Source organism: Tsukamurella sp. 8F, from assembly GCF_029167375.1.
Lineage (GTDB): Bacteria > Actinomycetota > Actinomycetes > Mycobacteriales > Mycobacteriaceae > Tsukamurella.
On the sequence record NZ_JARFTP010000006.1, the window covers coordinates 1 to 16,081 of the forward strand.

At 67.3% G+C, this 16,081-nt stretch carries 16 protein-coding genes and 1 pseudogene; 2 read left to right on the top strand and 15 right to left on the bottom strand.

The features are described 5' to 3' along the window. From P0W64_RS06220 to P0W64_RS06280, 13 genes and pseudogenes are all read right to left on the bottom strand, one after another. Positions 1-211 (bottom strand): annotated as a pseudogene (locus tag P0W64_RS06220) (TIGR00730 family Rossman fold protein); the annotation flags it as partial. A gap of 302 nt (positions 212-513) precedes the next feature. Further along, a complete protein-coding gene (locus P0W64_RS06225) occupies positions 514-729 on the bottom strand; it encodes a PLDc N-terminal domain-containing protein (protein WP_275479213.1) in 216 nt (71 codons plus the stop codon). Between the two features lie 21 nt (positions 730-750). After that, entirely contained in the window at positions 751-1,542 is a 792-nt protein-coding gene (locus tag P0W64_RS06230; protein WP_275479214.1) for an MspA family porin, read from the bottom strand. A 549-nt stretch (positions 1,543-2,091) separates the two neighbouring features. Beyond that, complete coding sequence (locus tag P0W64_RS06235) at positions 2,092-3,150, bottom strand: hypothetical protein (protein ID WP_275479215.1); 1,059 nt, start codon at positions 3,148-3,150, stop codon at positions 2,092-2,094. After that, the gene (locus P0W64_RS06240; protein ID WP_275479216.1) at positions 3,147-3,854 is read right to left on the bottom strand and encodes an ATP-binding cassette domain-containing protein; all 708 of its coding nucleotides are present in this window, start codon (positions 3,852-3,854) and stop codon (positions 3,147-3,149) included. Before P0W64_RS06240 ends, P0W64_RS06235 begins: the two co-directional genes overlap by 4 nt. Continuing rightward, positions 3,838-5,088, bottom strand: a complete 1,251-nt coding sequence (locus tag P0W64_RS06245; RefSeq protein WP_275479217.1) for a hypothetical protein — start codon at positions 5,086-5,088, stop codon at positions 3,838-3,840. Before P0W64_RS06245 ends, P0W64_RS06240 begins: the two co-directional genes overlap by 17 nt. A gap of 3 nt (positions 5,089-5,091) precedes the next feature. Continuing rightward, positions 5,092-5,706, bottom strand: a complete 615-nt coding sequence (locus P0W64_RS06250; RefSeq protein WP_275479218.1) for a hypothetical protein — start codon at positions 5,704-5,706, stop codon at positions 5,092-5,094. Positions 5,707-5,759: 53 nt separating this feature from the next. Next, positions 5,760-6,962 (bottom strand): ABC transporter permease, encoded by a 1,203-nt coding sequence (locus P0W64_RS06255; protein WP_275479219.1) that lies wholly within the window; start codon positions 6,960-6,962, stop codon positions 5,760-5,762. Further along, positions 6,959-7,606, bottom strand: coding sequence for an ATP-binding cassette domain-containing protein (locus tag P0W64_RS06260; protein ID WP_275479220.1), 648 nt, complete (start codon positions 7,604-7,606; stop codon positions 6,959-6,961). Before P0W64_RS06260 ends, P0W64_RS06255 begins: the two co-directional genes overlap by 4 nt. A 13-nt stretch (positions 7,607-7,619) precedes the next feature. Continuing rightward, positions 7,620-8,858, bottom strand: coding sequence for a hypothetical protein (locus P0W64_RS06265; RefSeq protein WP_275479221.1), 1,239 nt, complete (start codon positions 8,856-8,858; stop codon positions 7,620-7,622). 376 nt (positions 8,859-9,234) lie between these two features. Then, positions 9,235-9,690: a hypothetical protein gene (locus P0W64_RS06270; protein WP_275479222.1), complete on the bottom strand. Its 456-nt coding sequence runs from the start codon at positions 9,688-9,690 to the stop codon at positions 9,235-9,237. Between the two features lie 426 nt (positions 9,691-10,116). Beyond that, the gene (gene dapE / locus P0W64_RS06275; RefSeq protein WP_275479223.1) at positions 10,117-11,211 is read right to left on the bottom strand and encodes a succinyl-diaminopimelate desuccinylase; all 1,095 of its coding nucleotides are present in this window, start codon (positions 11,209-11,211) and stop codon (positions 10,117-10,119) included. A 73-nt stretch (positions 11,212-11,284) separates the two neighbouring features. Further along, complete coding sequence (locus P0W64_RS06280) at positions 11,285-11,866, bottom strand: TetR/AcrR family transcriptional regulator (protein ID WP_275479224.1); 582 nt, start codon at positions 11,864-11,866, stop codon at positions 11,285-11,287. A gap of 77 nt (positions 11,867-11,943) precedes the next feature. Here P0W64_RS06280 and P0W64_RS06285 point away from each other — a divergent pair, with 77 nt between their 5' ends. After that, on the top strand, positions 11,944-13,122 hold the full coding sequence (locus tag P0W64_RS06285) for an MFS transporter (protein ID WP_275479225.1): 1,179 nt from the start codon (positions 11,944-11,946) through the stop codon (positions 13,120-13,122). Here P0W64_RS06285 and P0W64_RS06290 read toward each other — a convergent pair. Beyond that, on the bottom strand, positions 13,073-14,245 hold the full coding sequence (locus P0W64_RS06290) for a low temperature requirement protein A (RefSeq protein WP_275479226.1): 1,173 nt from the start codon (positions 14,243-14,245) through the stop codon (positions 13,073-13,075). The two genes, P0W64_RS06285 and P0W64_RS06290, sit on opposite strands and share 50 nt — an antisense overlap. A 101-nt stretch (positions 14,246-14,346) precedes the next feature. Here P0W64_RS06290 and dapD point away from each other — a divergent pair, with 101 nt between their 5' ends. Continuing rightward, complete coding sequence (gene dapD, locus P0W64_RS06295) at positions 14,347-15,318, top strand: 2,3,4,5-tetrahydropyridine-2,6-dicarboxylate N-succinyltransferase (protein ID WP_275479227.1); 972 nt, start codon at positions 14,347-14,349, stop codon at positions 15,316-15,318. A 66-nt stretch (positions 15,319-15,384) separates the two neighbouring features. On the opposite strand, the gene P0W64_RS06300 is transcribed toward dapD, so the two are convergent. Continuing rightward, on the bottom strand, positions 15,385-15,960 hold the full coding sequence (locus P0W64_RS06300) for a TetR/AcrR family transcriptional regulator (protein ID WP_275479228.1): 576 nt from the start codon (positions 15,958-15,960) through the stop codon (positions 15,385-15,387). Positions 15,961-16,081: the final 121 nt, after the last annotated feature.

The following is a 16,081-nucleotide window of genomic DNA, read 5'->3' on the forward strand; positions in this document are numbered from 1 at the left end:
CCAACGCTCCGAACCCCTCCACGAACTCCGCCTGGATGCGCAGCACCCGCCACGGATCCGTATGCAGCCAGTCCGAGTCGTCCGTGTTCGCCAGCAGTCGCTGGTCGGTGGTCGAGTTCTCATAGAACCGGTCACCCTGCAGCCGCACAGGCCCGCGGTAGCGACGCGCGCTGCGGGGCGACGATGACTGGCCGGCGCTGGGAGTGGTCATTCCGGGGAGCCTACTTCCCGCCGGCGGCACGTCGGCGCCCGGTTCACACCGACAGGTACCGCACCCCGGGCGGGTCACCGAGCCGCGCCGCCGCCGACCTGCCCGACCTCCACCGCGACCCGTTCGACCGGATCTTGATCGGGCAGGCGAAGGTCGAACGATTGACCCTGGTCACCCGTGACGCCGCAATCCACCGGTACGACGTGGACACCCTCGAGGTCTGACGGCGCCCCGCTGGCCGGACCTCAGCGTGTGAGGAGACTGCGCAGCGACCTCCGTGTCCGACCGATGGGGACGATGCATCACACCTGCTCGGAGTCCCGGACCGTCCGGGCACCGCGGCCCCATGCGAACCAGAGCACGGGGCCGAGGACGGGAAGCACGAGCACCACGATCACCCAGACCAACTTCTCCACCGGCTCGGCGAAGCGAGCTGCCAACACGGAGACGAGCGCGGCGACGAACACCCCGATTGCAGCGATGAACAACAAAGTGGTTGCGATCAGTAGAATCGACATCATATTGCTCCTCCTCGGTATTCAGACGCCGGAGAACAGGTTCACTGGGCCGCCGCGGGTGTTGAGCGCGATGTTCGCGGAGTCCGTCGACCCCACGAACGTCGCGAACGACCGTGCCTTCACCGCTCCACCGCACTGGTCCACGACCACCTCGACCGAGTCGTACTGGATCACCGCGCTCGCCGACCTCTCGGCATTGAGGAGTCGCTGACTGAAGACAAGCTTGGTCACCTGCCCTGCCTTGAGGACGAACTTGAACGAGGACGTGATCCCGGCGTTCACGTCGGGTGAGACGGATCCGTCCACTCTCCCGGTGCCCGTGACGCCGCCCCTCGCATTCGCCGACGGAGTCTGGCCGCTGACCCCGCCGCTGCCCTCGATCGATGGCGTGACCGACAACCCGGCTCCCAGATTGCCGGCGACACCACCGTCCACACTCGGGTTCAACGTGACGTCCAGTCCGCTCGACAGATCGGCCTGGCAGCCGACGAGCAGACCTGCCTGAAGGATCCCGTCGGGCGGCCCATACGCACCCTTGGGGACTGCGACCGTCACCGTCGAGATTCCACTGAAGTACCCCATGTGCGACAACTGGTTCGGCGCGACGGAGACGATCCTGTTGACCACCTGGCGCGTCGTCTTCAGGGTGACCGTGACCTTCTCGGGTGTCACATACCTCCGGGTGTTGTCGGGCACCTTCTGCCAGGTGTCGGCCTGCGCGGTGGGAGCCCACCCAACAATCACCGCCGCCCCAGCGACCATGATCACCCAGAGCCTCCTGCCACGGCCCGTCATAGGCATTGCTCTCTTCATCGAAGTGTTCCTCGTCCCTTTCCGCTCACTCGCCACGCGCGGTGCGCGGCGGTCGTATCGCCCTATCGGGCCTGTCCTGCGATGGTCGGTCGGCCCCCCTCGGGCGCCGACGGTGGCGACGAGGTCGGCTGCGTCCTCGTCGCCGTCGTGCTGGCAGGCGTAGTGGTCGGCGGCTGCTGTGACGTAGTCACCTGGAGTGGCGTAGTCGTGGTGGTCGCTGGACTACGTGCGCTCCGAGTCGCCCATGGCGGCAAGACTGATTCCGTGTCGCTTCGCGGCGGCGCACCACGCGCCGGGGGCGCAACGGTCACCACGTCGGTGGTGGACGTACCTCGGACCGTCGCCGTCTCGGTGCGCACCACGGTCTCGCCGGGCTCCCGCATCGGTGCGGCCCCGCTATCGCCCTGTACCTCGGGGATCCACGTGGCTACGCGACCCGTCTCCTCTACGACTTTTCCGACGTCGAACGCCTGGCAGGCACTGAGCAGGCAGCTGCCTGCCACAAGTGCGAGACAACCGCTTCGAAAGTCGATTCCCTTTCTTGTCATATCATTCCGCCCTTCTCCCCATCTCGAATACCTTGGATGGACTCCCGATGAGCACATGAGTCACGATCAACGACAGGGCGAGCAGGCCACCCGCCACCAGCGCCAGGTCCACGACCCCGACCCGTGCGTCACGCATGTCCATGCGCGCGCCGACCATGGTCGCGGTCAACGCGCTGGGCACGGCGATGGCACACAGCACGTACAACTCGCAGAGAAAGATGCTGGAGACGCCGACCCGTGAAGCGCCGGAGACGAAATACGCTGTAACAGTGCCCTTCCGAAGCGCGAGGAAGAGCGTGAGCACAACGCAGAACGCCGCACAACACAAGCCGGCGAGAGGGAGGCCCGACCTGGTCGCGAGGACGTCGGCGGCTCGGTAACCCGAATAGTCCGAGAATTTGCTGACCTGCCAGTCACGAGGGCCGGCGAGCGCCTGCACCACCTCGTCCACATAGTCGACGTCCTTCTGCCCGGCTTCTAGGATGCACTTTCCGCGAATCGTCTGCGGCAGCGCCGGGACGAGCACGGTACGGGCGAAATAGTCTGTGCGACCGGCGATATCCGGCAGCATGGCGACCCGACTCCGGTAACCGTCGACCGTCATCGTGTCTCCACGGCGAAGCCCCAGCTCCCGCGACGCGACGGTGCCCACTGCCGAGTACCCCTCGGTCGCACCCGTGGACAGCATCTCGAATATGCCCGGCGTAGCGGCGAGGGCTTCGATCCCACCGTCGGGATGCGCTCCTATGCGCGCGTTCTCCAGCGCAGCGATCGTGCCCGCGTGCGTGAACGCCGCCAACTGCGCGAGCTGTTCGCACTCGGCCCCGAGGATGCCGAGCCGACCGCCCCCGGGCGCCGCATCGCGTGACTCCACAATGTAGATGTAGGCGCCGTGCCGAACTGCGGACTCCTCGTTCCGCCAGGCGTTGGAACTGAATCGGGCGGCCACGTAGCCCGGGGCCGACAGGCAGGCCACGATCGTGACGAGCAACAGAAGGGCGCGAATCGGCGTCGCCCGCAGATTACTCAGCGCCTCGACCACCACAGATCGGAACGTCACGGCACCCCTCCCGAGCGGTCGATCCGGCCGTCCTCGAGCCAAACTGTCCGGGTGCACCGGGCGGCGACGCGTGGGTCATGAGTCGCGACCACAAGCGTCCGGATGCCGCGCGCCGACACCAGAGCATCGATCACCTGCTCCGTGCTGGCCGAGTCGAGTGACGCAGTCGGCTCGTCCGCCAGCAGTACCCGTCTGGACGCAATCAGCGCGCGGGCGATGGACAGCCGCTGCTGCTCGCCTCCCGACAGGACAGAAGCGCTCGATCGAAGAGAACGCCCCAACCCGAGACCGACCAGGACGTCGCGGCATTCCGATAGTGGGGCACCGGGTGCCCTCCGAGCGCCGTCGACCCGCAGTGGCACCGCGACATTGTCGAGAACCGACCGGCCGGGCAGGAACGACGGCGTCTGTCCCACCCATCCGAAGCCGAGCTGCCTCCGTGCGCGATTGCGATGCCGCGACGCCTTCGCCACCTCGACGCCGCCGATCCGTACCGAGCCCGACGACCACGCGGTGAACATCCCGAGAATCGCCATCAGAGTGGACTTTCCGCTCCCCGATGGCCCCATCAGCGCCAACGCCTCGCCCTGGTGCACCTGCAGGGACACGTCCGACAGGATCGTCGTCCTGCCCGCGACCTTGCCGACCGCGTCCAGCGCGATCACCGGCGGCGCGCCCTCCGACGGCTCAGCAGGCCGGCTCATTGCCGCTGTCCGATGGATTGGCCACCACGATTGTCCCCGGGCTCAGACCGTCGACCGTCGCCTGCCCCGACGCGGCGTTACTCGCGACGACGGTGACCGATCGACCGAGATATCGCTGCCCGCTCTTCACCGCGACGCATTGATCCGCGCGCGGGCTGTCGTAGACCGCCGTCACGGGTACCGAGACGCTGGTGGCGCTCACGTGCGACTTGATCGTGCCGTCGACTGCCACGGGCCTCTTGGGGTCGGGCTCCACCGCTAGTGCCGCGTCGATAAGTGCGTCGGCGTTGCTCGCGTCGACCTGCACTCGATCGCCTGTGATGGGCACGCTCATGCCGTTCAGCTCGAAGGTGCGTCGGACCGGCACGTCCGGCTTCGACGCCGAGCCGTCCGCATCCAGCGTCACCCGTCCGAGCGAACGGGCCGAGACGAACATGGGTGTGCCCACTGCCGGTAGACCTATCCCGACACGCACATTCGAGCGCGCGATCGAGACCGAGGGCCACGGCAGCCACACCGTCCACTGGGGATCGAAAACAGGTCCCACCGACTTGACGGCGCCCGCTTCCGTCGGCGCCGCGGTCGTTGTCGTAGCGCCGGTGGTCGTGGCGGCAGCCGTCTGCGTTGTCGACGGCGAACCGTTGTTCTGGATCGGTGTCGCTGTCGGGCCCAGTATTCCGGTGGTCACCGGTGCGGCCGCCAGGCCCAGCGTCCTGGTCCACTTCGTCACGGCGGCGGCGACCATGTAGTCGAAGGTGTTCCTGCGTACCGAGACGGGTCCCATTCCGGCGTCGTTCAACAACCTGCGCAACTGGACCACGTCGTCACCCGAATCCCCTTCTTTGAGAACGCGATAGAAGGGCCGAGCGTCGTGGTAGGCGTATCTGTCGATACCGTCGATCGCGAACAGCCGAGCTCCGCTGGACACGGTCGCTCCTCGCGAGACGTACAGGGCAGTCACCGTTCCCGCGTATCCGGGCGATGGGGTGACGACCCCAGGCAACACCTGGATATTGATCTTGCCCTTGACGTCCGACGGCGCCGACGGCCGCCCTACCGTGACTTCGATCACCTCCACCCGGCCGGCCGCACCTGCCGCGTGTGGGCGTTCCGACCGCCAGAACCAGAACAGGGCCGCGATCTGCACCGCGATAACCACGATCAGCGCGGTACCACCGATCCACGTACCGCGTGGCGCGGGCAGCCCCTCAACACGATTCGACTCTCTCGCCATCCGCTACTTCAACGCCTTCAACGCATCAGCCAAACCCTCCATCGCGGACGGCCCCATCGTGTCTACATAGTTTGTGGCGCAGCCGCTTCCTGAGTCACTCCCCGATTCCCCGCCGGCCTTCTTCTCGTGGGAGTCGCGATAGACCCGCTCCACCTCATCCTGTCCGGCACCAGCCGGAACGGCGATGCCCACGCGGCGAAGGCACGCGGCGAAGGTGTCGACCGCACGACGACGCTCGTCCGCCGTCGGGGCATTCTGCATCGTCCACACTGCGTCCACCGCATCCACATCGGTCCGACACGTCTGGACCTTCTTCTCCGACGCGTCATATGTACTCATGTCCGACCCGTAGTCGACCTGCAGACGATCGAGCGAGAGCTGACGACCGCCCGAATCGACCACAGCCAGTCCAGCGGCCTCGACGCACTGGGTGAACTTCTGCAGAGCCTTCTGCATCTCGGCGCGACTCACCTTCTTGTCTGCCAGCGCATCCCGCTCGTAGGCAGACAACGTCGCCAGCAACCTGGATCCGGCCGACTCCTTCTGCTCTGCGGGTGGACCTCCACATCCAGCGAGCACGCCCAGACAGAACGCCACTCCCACGACGACGACGGCCATGGCGCGCACGCACCGGCCAAGTCCGGGCGGTGCTGTATCGACAGGCATCATCTCTACTCCTTCGGTGACAACAGCAGGCCAACAGCTTTGGTGGAACTCGTCATGAGCGTTGACGCCAGTGCGACCAGCCCGCATACGAGCGGGATGAGCAACAGGCCCAGGACCGACGGCAGCACGGTCGGCAAGATCAAATCGCCGGCCTCGAGGAAGGAACCCGAAACGAATCCGCGAACGACCGCATACGCGACCGCGATGGAACCGAGCACGCCGAGAGCGAAACCCACGAGTGCCGCCACCGCGCATTCGAGGCCGATCATCAGCCCAACCCGTGGGACCGACCAGCCCGCGGCACAACGGATGCCGATCTCGTAGCCACGCGCGCGCAGCATCTGCCGGACGAAGAGCCACAGCACCAATAGGCCCACGGCGATCATCACGGTGCGGAACACCGCCGCAAGCGCTACGAACGACTGCAGCGATTCAGGAACCTCCGCGCTCATCTGAATCTGCAGGTTGGCACGGTATCCCGCGGCCTGGAGCTCGCGCAGCGTCCGGTCCGCCTCCTGCTGCGTGGCGAACACGGCGGAGATCGAAGCGTAGCCGTCCGGCAGTCCGTCCGGCGAACCGCTGCCCGCGACATCTCGCAGCCACTCGCGCGCGGTGGCGCCCGCGATATACGACGCGTTGGTGGAATCGACCTGCCACCGCTCGTCGTAGAGCGCAGCCACCGTCACGACGTGTCGCACCGATTCGGTGTGTCCCGGGGACAGCGATCTGTTCGTCAACACCACCACTCGGGTTCCGAGGTACGGTCGCATGTCCCGGCCGTGCAGCCGCGCGGGCACCACGATCGCTCCACCGAGATCCTGTGGAAGCGCGCCGGCGACGATAGGGGGCGGCATCTCCGTGCGGAACGAGTACAGCGCAGTCGTCTCGGTCGACGCGAGACGCGCCAGCTGGAGTTCGCCGCTGAGGAAGACATTCCCCGTAGCGTCGGCACTGTGCCCTCTCACAGCTGCTACGTCGGCATCGGTCAGCTTCGGATGAGCAGCGGACGCATCAACGATCACGGTCCTACTCGCGACGGCGGCATCCAGGCGATTGAGGTAGATGCCCTCCGAGCGATCGGCGACGGTGATACCCGCGAGGGCGACGGCGACACATACTGCCACCAGCAACACCAGGCCTATATATCGGGAACGCAGGCCGGCGAGGTTGGCCACCACATTCCGAAGCAGTCGTCCCGCCCGCCTCATCGATCGCTCCCCAATTCGATCACGCGGTCCGCTATCTCCCGCGCGTGCCGGTCGTGGGTGGCCAACAACACCGCGGCCCCGCTGTCAGCGACTTTGCGCAGCATCCGCGTGATGGTGTGGGCGCTATCCGCATCCACGCTCGCCGTCGGCTCGTCCGCAAATACGACCCGGGGATGCTTGCCGAGGGCGCGAGCGACACCCACCCGTTGGCGTTGTCCACGAGAAAGCCGGCCGGGCAGCTTGTCCCGCTGCGACGCCACACCGAGCTCGTCGAGCATGAGTTCCACCGTCTCCGGGTCCACCGAATCGTCGACCAGTGTCAAGTTGCCCCCAACCGACAGATGGTTCACCAGATTCACCTCTTGGAAGATCATGCCCACCGATCGCGCGATGAGTCTCCGTCGTTCCCCGGCTGTGCTGCCACTCCAACCAGTACCCAGGAGATCCACCTCACCGCTCGTAGGCGGCACCAGCAGGCTGGCCAAGGCGATAGCCGTCGACTTCCCGCTGCCGGACGCACCGCACAGTGCGACGATCTCGCCTGACGCGACCTCGAAACTCGACTCCGCAAGGGCCGTATAGCGCCCGTAGACCTTGGTCACCGCATCGAGCCGGATGCTCGCATTCCGTTGGTGATCGGTCACTGCCTTCCCCCCTTCACTCTGCTGCGGTCCGCGGCGAGAGGACGGATACGTCGCGATGCACAATGGACCGGGCGATGGTGGCCGTAAGGGTCGCGCGGAGGTCGCACGTTCCGTCCGCGGAACTGGACCGCACCATCCACCGCGGATACCCACAGATCCCCAAGGTGCGATCCAATAGGCGCAGTAGCCGAAGGAGCTCGCTCTGCTCCACATCGGCCGCCGTCGCGAGGGCACCCAATGCCAGATATCGATCGTCCGCGAATGCCATCACGTTCTCCACCAGATCGGTCAGGGCGGCGATCCGCCCCGCGTCGAGATCCGTCCCCGGCGAACCCCGGCTCAGCATCCAGCGCACGACCCTCTCCCGAGCGAACTCGCGCCCGGGCGGCGCGGCATTCGGAGACTCGGGCGGGAGGCGCATCTCGCTTCCTGCCTGCACCGCCGCCAGCGCCATGAGCACAGCGTCGCGACTCGCAATCAACTCACCCGGCGGAATGGCCACTAGCGGGGCGGAACCCGGTCGGATCCGGCGTCCGGACACATACGACGAGGTGAGTTCCTTGATGGTCGGGCCGAACCGATCGGGGGCCAGCGTCTCCTCGGATCTCACTGCGGTAGCGATGGTCTCGTCTCGGACGGGCATCCCGGCAATGCTCGCGGACGCTGCAGCGACATAGGTCGCCACGAGGCTGCCACGGATCTCGGTCGCGTCGTAGATCCACCCGTCAGAGGACGTGCCACCCCGGGCGAATGCCTCCACGGCGCGACGAAGGGCGATACGCGAGTGATCGGTCCTCGCGGTCGGCTGAGCGTCGATCATCACAGCCGACATCAGCAGGTCCATCGGGTCGATGTCAGTGCGATCGAACCGGGCCATGTAGTCGAGTGCAGATGCGGCCCAGTCGCTCTCGTCCACACCACCGAGCGCACGGTAATAGGCGTCGCCGACGTTCTGAGGACGGCCGACCCGCCCGCGGGGTGAGCTGTTCGCAATATCGAGGACTCGGATCAATGCCACGCCGATCGGGTCGCCCTGGGGCATGCGCACGTATAGCTCGCTTCCGAGCTTGCGCAGTGATTCGACGGCACCGGGCGCGACGTCCGCCGCCAGTCTCGCGAGGTCGATGACCTCGGCCGCTATCCTGCCGGCACCGCGTGCATCTATCGCCGGATCGCCGGCACGCTTTCGAATATCGTCCTGTCGGGTCTGGACGAACCGTTCCGCCTCCCCCGCACGCGCACGAAATCCCATCCTATGTAGAGCCTCCCAGGCGATCGTCTGATCCCACGCACTTCGCGTCGGCTGATCCAATAGCGCTCTTCCCGCGGTCTGAGGATCGACCAGATCGGCGTCAGGACGCCAGGAATCGCCGACGACGGCCGAGGCGTATAAGACGACGGAAGTGTTCAGCGGCGATATCACTGGAATCAGACTGGCGGGCGTGGCTACCAAATGGTTGCTACCCAGCATTCCCGCAAGCACCGAGACTTCTTCTGCGCGGTCCGGACCATTCGGATCTCGTCGGAGGACCAAGACAACCAGTATGACTCCGATAAGAACAGCAGCGAGCGCTGTCGTGAACCGCCGACGCCCCTTCCACATCGACTACTGGACCTTTCAACCGCGTCTATACGGCCCCGACCTCGACGCACTTCTCCGATACAGGTCCCTGCTCACCCGGACCGTCTCCCGAGCCACAGCTGCGGACATTCACATTGATATCGGTCTTGATGTCCTTGAACTGGCCGAAATTGGCGACATTGTTCGACACCCGCTTGGTCCACTCCACCTTGCCCTGGTCGATGCTCGGGAAGACCAAAGTAGCCTCGGGGTTCTTCTCGATATGGACCTCTTTCAGAGTGAAGCCCCTAGTGGACAATATGGCGACATTAGTTACTTCGTCCATCATCGACGTGCCGTCCGTCGGTTCCACGATGGTTTCGGAGCGCCAATCGCACGCGGTCACGTACAACGTGCAATGCCACGCCTTGACACTCATTAGGCCGTAGTGCAGGTTCACGTCGGTCTGACTACCTGTCGCGTTGGCGGGCGCTGCGCCGCCGGCCACCATCGCGGCGGCCATGAGCGCGAATCCGACTCTTCGTGGCATGACTCCCCCATCTGACCGACCCGACACAGGTGTGACGAAAAACGTGAAACGCACTATATGTTGTGCGTACAACACTGTCAACAGTTCGCGATCGACACATAAGGGATCCGCGACGACGATGTAGCTCTACGCGGGGTGAACAGCCGGCTTCACGACGGCTTCCCGAGCGGACCCGGCCGACACATACTCGGGACGACGCCCCGACACACCCGATGCCCCGCTCACCCTGGTGAGCGCGAGAAGCGTTGGGCTGCTGGCCTACTCACATCATCGTGAACCCGCCCCAGCGCCAGAGCCCAAGCGAGTACCTTGCCCGTCACGGCGCCCCTGTCCACCACCTGACCGGCCACGCCTGTCGCCATGGAAGGGTCGACAGCGCCGGTTCCACCTGGCGGACCGTCAGTGTGAGAGGAACCTGCGCAACGTTTCAGTCACCTCGGTGATCTGGCCGACGGGGACATGTTCGTCGCGCTTATGCGCGAGGTTCGGGTCGCCGGGGCCGTAGTTGACAGCCGGGATGCCGAGCGCCGCGAAGCGGGAGACGTCGGTCCAGCCGTACTTGGCACGGAACCGTCCGCCCGCGGCGTCGACGAGGCCGGCCGCGGCAGGCGCGGACAAGCCCGGCAGGGCTCCCGCGGCCGAGTCGGTGAGTTCGATGGCGAGGAGGGGGTCGCCATCGGTGGCGGGCGCGAGCACGTCGCGCACGTGCGCGAGCGCCTGCTCCGGGCTGCGGTCGGGCGCGAAGCGGAAGTTGATGTCGACGGAGGCCTCGTCGGGCACGACGTTGCCGGCCACACCGCCGTCGACGCGGACCGCGGACAGCCCCTCCCGGTACTCGCAGCCGTCGATGTCGACGGTGCGGGCATCATACTGCGCGAGGATACCGAGCACCTTACCGAGTCGGTGGATCGCGTTGTCCCCCAGCCACGATCGCGCGCTGTGCGAGCGAGTCCCCCCCGCGGTGACGCGGACGCGCAACGTTCCCTGGCAGCCCGCCTCGATGAGACCCCCAGACGGCTCGCCGAGGATCGCGACGTCCGCTACGAGCCACTCGGGCAGCTCGCGCTCGATGGTGCCGAGCCCGTTGTAGCGGGCCTCGATCTCCTCGCAGTCGTAGAACACGAGCGTGAGGTCGTAGGCCGGGTCCGCAAGGGTGGCGGCGAGGTGCAGGAAGACCGCGTCACCGGACTTCATGTCGACGGTCCCGCACCCGTGCAGTACCTCGCCCTTCCGCCGCGACGGCACATTGTCCGCGATCGGGACGGTATCGAGGTGCCCGGCCAGCAGGACCCGCTGGGGCAGGCCGCGATCCGTTCTCGCAAGCACGCAGTTCCCGCGCCGGAGGACTTCGAAAGCCTTTGCCTGCGAGCGTAATGCCGCCTCCACAGCGTCGGCGATGGCTGCCTCGTCGCGACTCACACTGGGGATGTCGACGAGTGCGGCGGTCAGGGCGATCGGGTCTGCGGCGAGGTCGAGCGGTGCGTACGCGGTCACCCGCCCAGGCTATCCGGCATCGAACATGCTCGGTGAGCACCACCATCGAGCATGTCACCACCATCGAGCATGTTCAGTTGCGCGCCGCCGCATCCACCAGCATCCGCGCCGCCGCCTTGGCGTCACGCCCGGCCGCACCGTCGGGTTCGATGGTGGCCACAACACTCGCGCCCTCGATGAGGAGCAGCAGGCGCCGCGCCAACGCGTCCGCGTCGACCCCGGGACCGAGGGTGTCGAGCGACTCCGTGAGCAAGCCCCGGTAGCGGGCGAGGTGGCGGCGCGCCACAGCTGCCACGGCTGGGTCCGCGCGCGTGTCGGTCACGGTGTTGACGACGGCGCAACCTCGGTAGCCGGGCTGTGCGAACCACTCGATAAGCGCATCGAACAGCGCCTCGACGCGGTCCGGCGGCGATCCCTGTCCCGCCCTTCGCCGAAGCCATCCGTGGATCCGGTCACTGTGTTCGGCCAACATCTGCTCGACCAGGTTCGCCTTGGACGGAAAGTAGCGGTACAGACTCAGCTTGGAGGCGTGCGCCCGAGCGGCGATCTCGTTGACACCGACCGCATGGACGCCGCGTTCGTAGAACAGCTCCACCGCGGTGTCCAGGATCTTCGCGCGGGTCTCGCGCTGCGACGCGGTGAGGGCTTGTTCCACGTAGTCAGAAGGTACGCGACGTGGCCACTCAGTACCAGTCTGTACTCATGCAGTACAGACTGGTATCGTCCCGGCCCGTGGCATCCACGAGCACCGTCATCGCACGCCTGTGGCTCGCCGTGTTCTGCGGCTACACCACTCTCGGCGCCACGATCCAGTTGCTGCCCGGCTATCTGACCTCGCGCTTTCACGCGGGGCCGCTGGCCGTCGGGATCTGCGTCGGGGTCGCGTTCGCGGCGAGCGCGGTGTTCCGACCGATCGCGGGGCGCCGGGGGGACTTGGGCCTGTCACAGCGGACCGCGACCGCGGGCGCGGTGCTGACGGCGGTGGGCGCGCTCGGCCACCTGGTGGCTCCCGGCCTGTGGGCGATCGTCGTCGCCCGGCTCGCGATGGGCGTCGGCGAGGCGGCCTTGTTCTCGGGCACCCTGCCGTGGGTGCTGCGGCTGTCGACCGGAAGCGGAGCCGCGCGCCAAGCCGGGTGGTTCGGCTTGTCGATGTGGTCCGGACTCTCGTGCGGCCCACTGCTGGCGACCGTACTGTCATCGACAGGCGGCTCGGACCGCGCAGCCTGGCTGACCGTGGCGGCACTGCCCGTGGCATCGATCGTGCTCGTCACCGGGCTGCGCGACACGACCGAGGCGACCGCGCCCGAGCGGTCGTCGATCCTGCCCAGCGGATGGCACACACCGGGCGCCATCCTGGGCCTCGCCGCATACGGCTACGGAACCATCGCGTCGATCCTGGTCCTGTACCTTGCGGGCCGGCGCAGCAATGTCGAGGGCCTCGCGCTCGCGGTGTTCTCGCTGGCATTCCTTGTGATCCGTGCCGCGGGCAGCCCAGCGGTCGATCGGATCGGCGGTGCCCGCGTGGCGGTGGCGACGATGCTGGTCTCCGCGCTCGGTCTGGCCGTGCTGCCGTTGCTGGGCGACCCGACGGTGCTGGCCGCGATCGCACTCGCCGGCGCGGGCGTTGCACTGATCTACCCGGCGACCTCGCGGATGACGCTCCGCTCCGCCGCCCAGCACAACGCGGGCGCTGCGATGGGCGCGATGACGTCACTGTGGGATCTCGGAATCCTGGTGGCGGGACCGGTCAGTGGGACGCTGGTGAGCCACGCCGGCTACACGGTCGCATTCGAAGTCGCGGCAGCCGCGGCGGCGGTCGGCGCAGGCATCGCCGCCGCCTCGGCTGGTCCGGGACGCCGGTTCACGGCCGGCGCGCGGCTCTCTCGTGCCACGCGGCGATCCCGACGGTGAGCAATAGGACGACTGCAACCGCGCCGGCCAGAACCTGGACCGCGAGCCCCGCGGCGGCCGCGACCGCGCCGAGCGCCACGAAGAGCGCGACGGTCCATGCAGCGACGACCGTCTCGATCCGGTCGAGCCCCGCGGTCGACGCGACGAACAGCGATATGCCCACGAAGAACAGCGCGGGCCCGCCCGCGACCACGAGGGCCTGTGCAGGCCCCGTGTGCTCGTCCGGGTGACCGAGCAACACCTCCGCGCCCACGGCGGTGACGATGATGCCGGCGACGAGCACCGCGTGTGCATAGGCGTACCCGCCACGTGCCAGCGACGTCGGATCCTCGGCCTCCTCGAGGCCGCGCTCCGCGTGATCGGCGTGCCGCGCGAAGTACAACCACCAGAACGACACAGTCGTCGCGAAGGCGATCACCAGCAACAGGATCGACGCGGCGGACGTGTCCATGTGCATGAACTCGCGGCCGATCGAGAGCACCGATTCGCCCAGCGCGATGATCACGATCAGCCGATTGCGCTCCACCAGGTGCCCGGGCGACAGTCGCCACTGCGTCATCGGGATTCCGCCGAGTCCGGGGACGTAGGTGTTCACCAGCGGTGCGGCGACGTCGATCGTGAGGGCTGCGATCCAGACGTAGAGCCGCACATGTGGTTCGCAGAACGCACCCGCGATCCAGACCGCGGCCGCAACCGCCGACCACAGCCCGAGCTGGAGGTAGTTGCGCGCGATCTGGTGTCCCCACATGGTCACGATCACGAACAGCGGCCGCACGACCTGCATCAGGGCCAGGGCGATCGCGAACTGCGGCCCGCGCTCGCCGAACGACTCGGCTATGCCGTCCGCCATGACCAGGGACAGCAGCATCAACGTGACCATCAACAGCCGTACCGGCAGGCGGTCGGGGTCGATGAAGTTGGTCGCCCACGTCGTGTAGTTCCACACCCACCAGACGCCGCCGAACAGCACGAGCGCCTCGATCGAACCGCGACCTGTGAGGTGCTCGTACAGGAAGCCGGCCAACTGGCTGACCGCGAAGACGTAGACCAGGTCGAAGAACAGCTCCATCGTCCTCACCTCGACGACTGCGCCCTTCGAACGACCGACCACGTTGGCGCCCATGCACATCCCCTTCCCGGTAGACCCCTTGCGGTGGATAAGGATGGGCCCGACCCTATCGGCCGACGCGGCGGCCGGGCCGACGGCTTTAGTAGCCTCTATACGTGACGAACCACGGAGCGCATGCATTCGGACTGGCCACCATCGCCGAGGACGGGTCGGTCCTCGACACCTGGTACCCGGCCCCCGAGCTGACCGACGGCGCCGGCGAGACGGGCAGCATCGTCGTCGACGGGACCACCGGCGCCGGCAGCGGATCGCCCGTCGCCGCGCTCGCCGCGCTGGCCGGCAACGACGAGGCGCGCAGAGTCGAGACGGTGCTCGTCGAGACCACGATCGCGGATCTCGCGGCTGCGCCCGTCGACGCGCACGACGTCTACCTGCGGCTGCACCTGCTGTCGCACCGCCTGGTACAGCCGCACGGCCTGAGCCTCGAGGGACAGTTCGGGCTGCTCGCCAACGTGGTGTGGACCAATCACGGACCGTGCGCAGTGACCGGTTTCGAGTCCGTGCGCGCCGCACTGCGTGCCCGGGGCCCCGTCACCGTCTACTCGGTCGACAAGTTCCCGCGCATGGTCGACTACGTCCTGCCGTCCGGCGTACGGATCGGCGACGCCGACCGGGTACGCCTCGGTGCGCATCTCGCCGACGGCACCACGGTGATGCACGAGGGGTTCGTCAACTTCAACGCCGGTTCCCTCGGTAACGCGATGATCGAGGGGCGCGTCTCCGCGGGCGTCGTCATCGGCGACCACTCCGACGTGGGCGGTGGCGCATCCACGATGGGCACACTGTCAGGCGGCGGCAAGGAGGTCATCTCGCTCGGCGAGCGCTGCCTCCTAGGCGCCAACTCGGGCCTCGGAATCCCGCTCGGCGACGACTGCGTTCTAGAGGCCGGCCTCTACTTGACTGCCGGCACCAAGGTCACCGGCCCCGACGGAACACAGGTGAAGGCGCGTGAGCTGGCCGGGCGGTCGAACCTGCTGTTCCGCCGAAACTCCGTGACCGGAGCCGTCGAGGTCGTGCCCTGGAAGAGCGAGGGCGTCGAGCTCAACGCGGCGCTGCACAAGAACTAGCCGCCGGCTCCGCTGGGGAGCAGCGCCGCGAGGGAATCGGCGACGAGTGCGTCGCCTGACCCGACGTCACCGCACCAGTGCCCACACGACGCCGATCATGTCGTCGGCGAAGCTCTCGTCGATAGGCCCACTCGCCGCGAGCAGGCGGTACCAGAGCGTCCCGAATACGACCTCCGACACGAGCGCGACGTCGACATCGCCGCGGATCTCGCCGCGGTCCCGCGCGGCAGCGAGCATGGCTGCCAACATGTTCCGGCGGTGCGCCAGGAACCCCTCGCGCAGAGTAGATGCGAAGACGGGGTCGCGCTGCGCCTCCGCCATCACCGCGGCGAGCAGCCGCGCCACCTTGCCCCGCACCCCGAGCACAGTCCGGCGTACGAATGCGGGCATGTCGTGCTCGAGATCGCCCGATTCCTCCGGGGGCGCTATCACCGCCGCGCCGTCGACAAGCGCCTCGAGCACGATCGCGCCGGGCGACGGCCACCAGCGGTAGACCGTCTGCTTGCTCGCACCGGCTCGACGCGCGATCGCCTGCATCGTCGCGGCGCCGTAGCCGCCCTCGATCACCAGAGCGGTGGCGGCGGCCAGGATGGTCCGGCGGACCTCGTCGCTGCGCGGCCTGCCCGGTGAGCGTTGCGGCATGCCCACAATTTAACGTACGCTTCGTCTCGTAATAATTACGAGACGGACCGACCATTAATTGGAGTCGCCATGCCCGAGCCGGCCACCCTCTCCTCCGCGCTCATCGACCTGCTCGACGGCG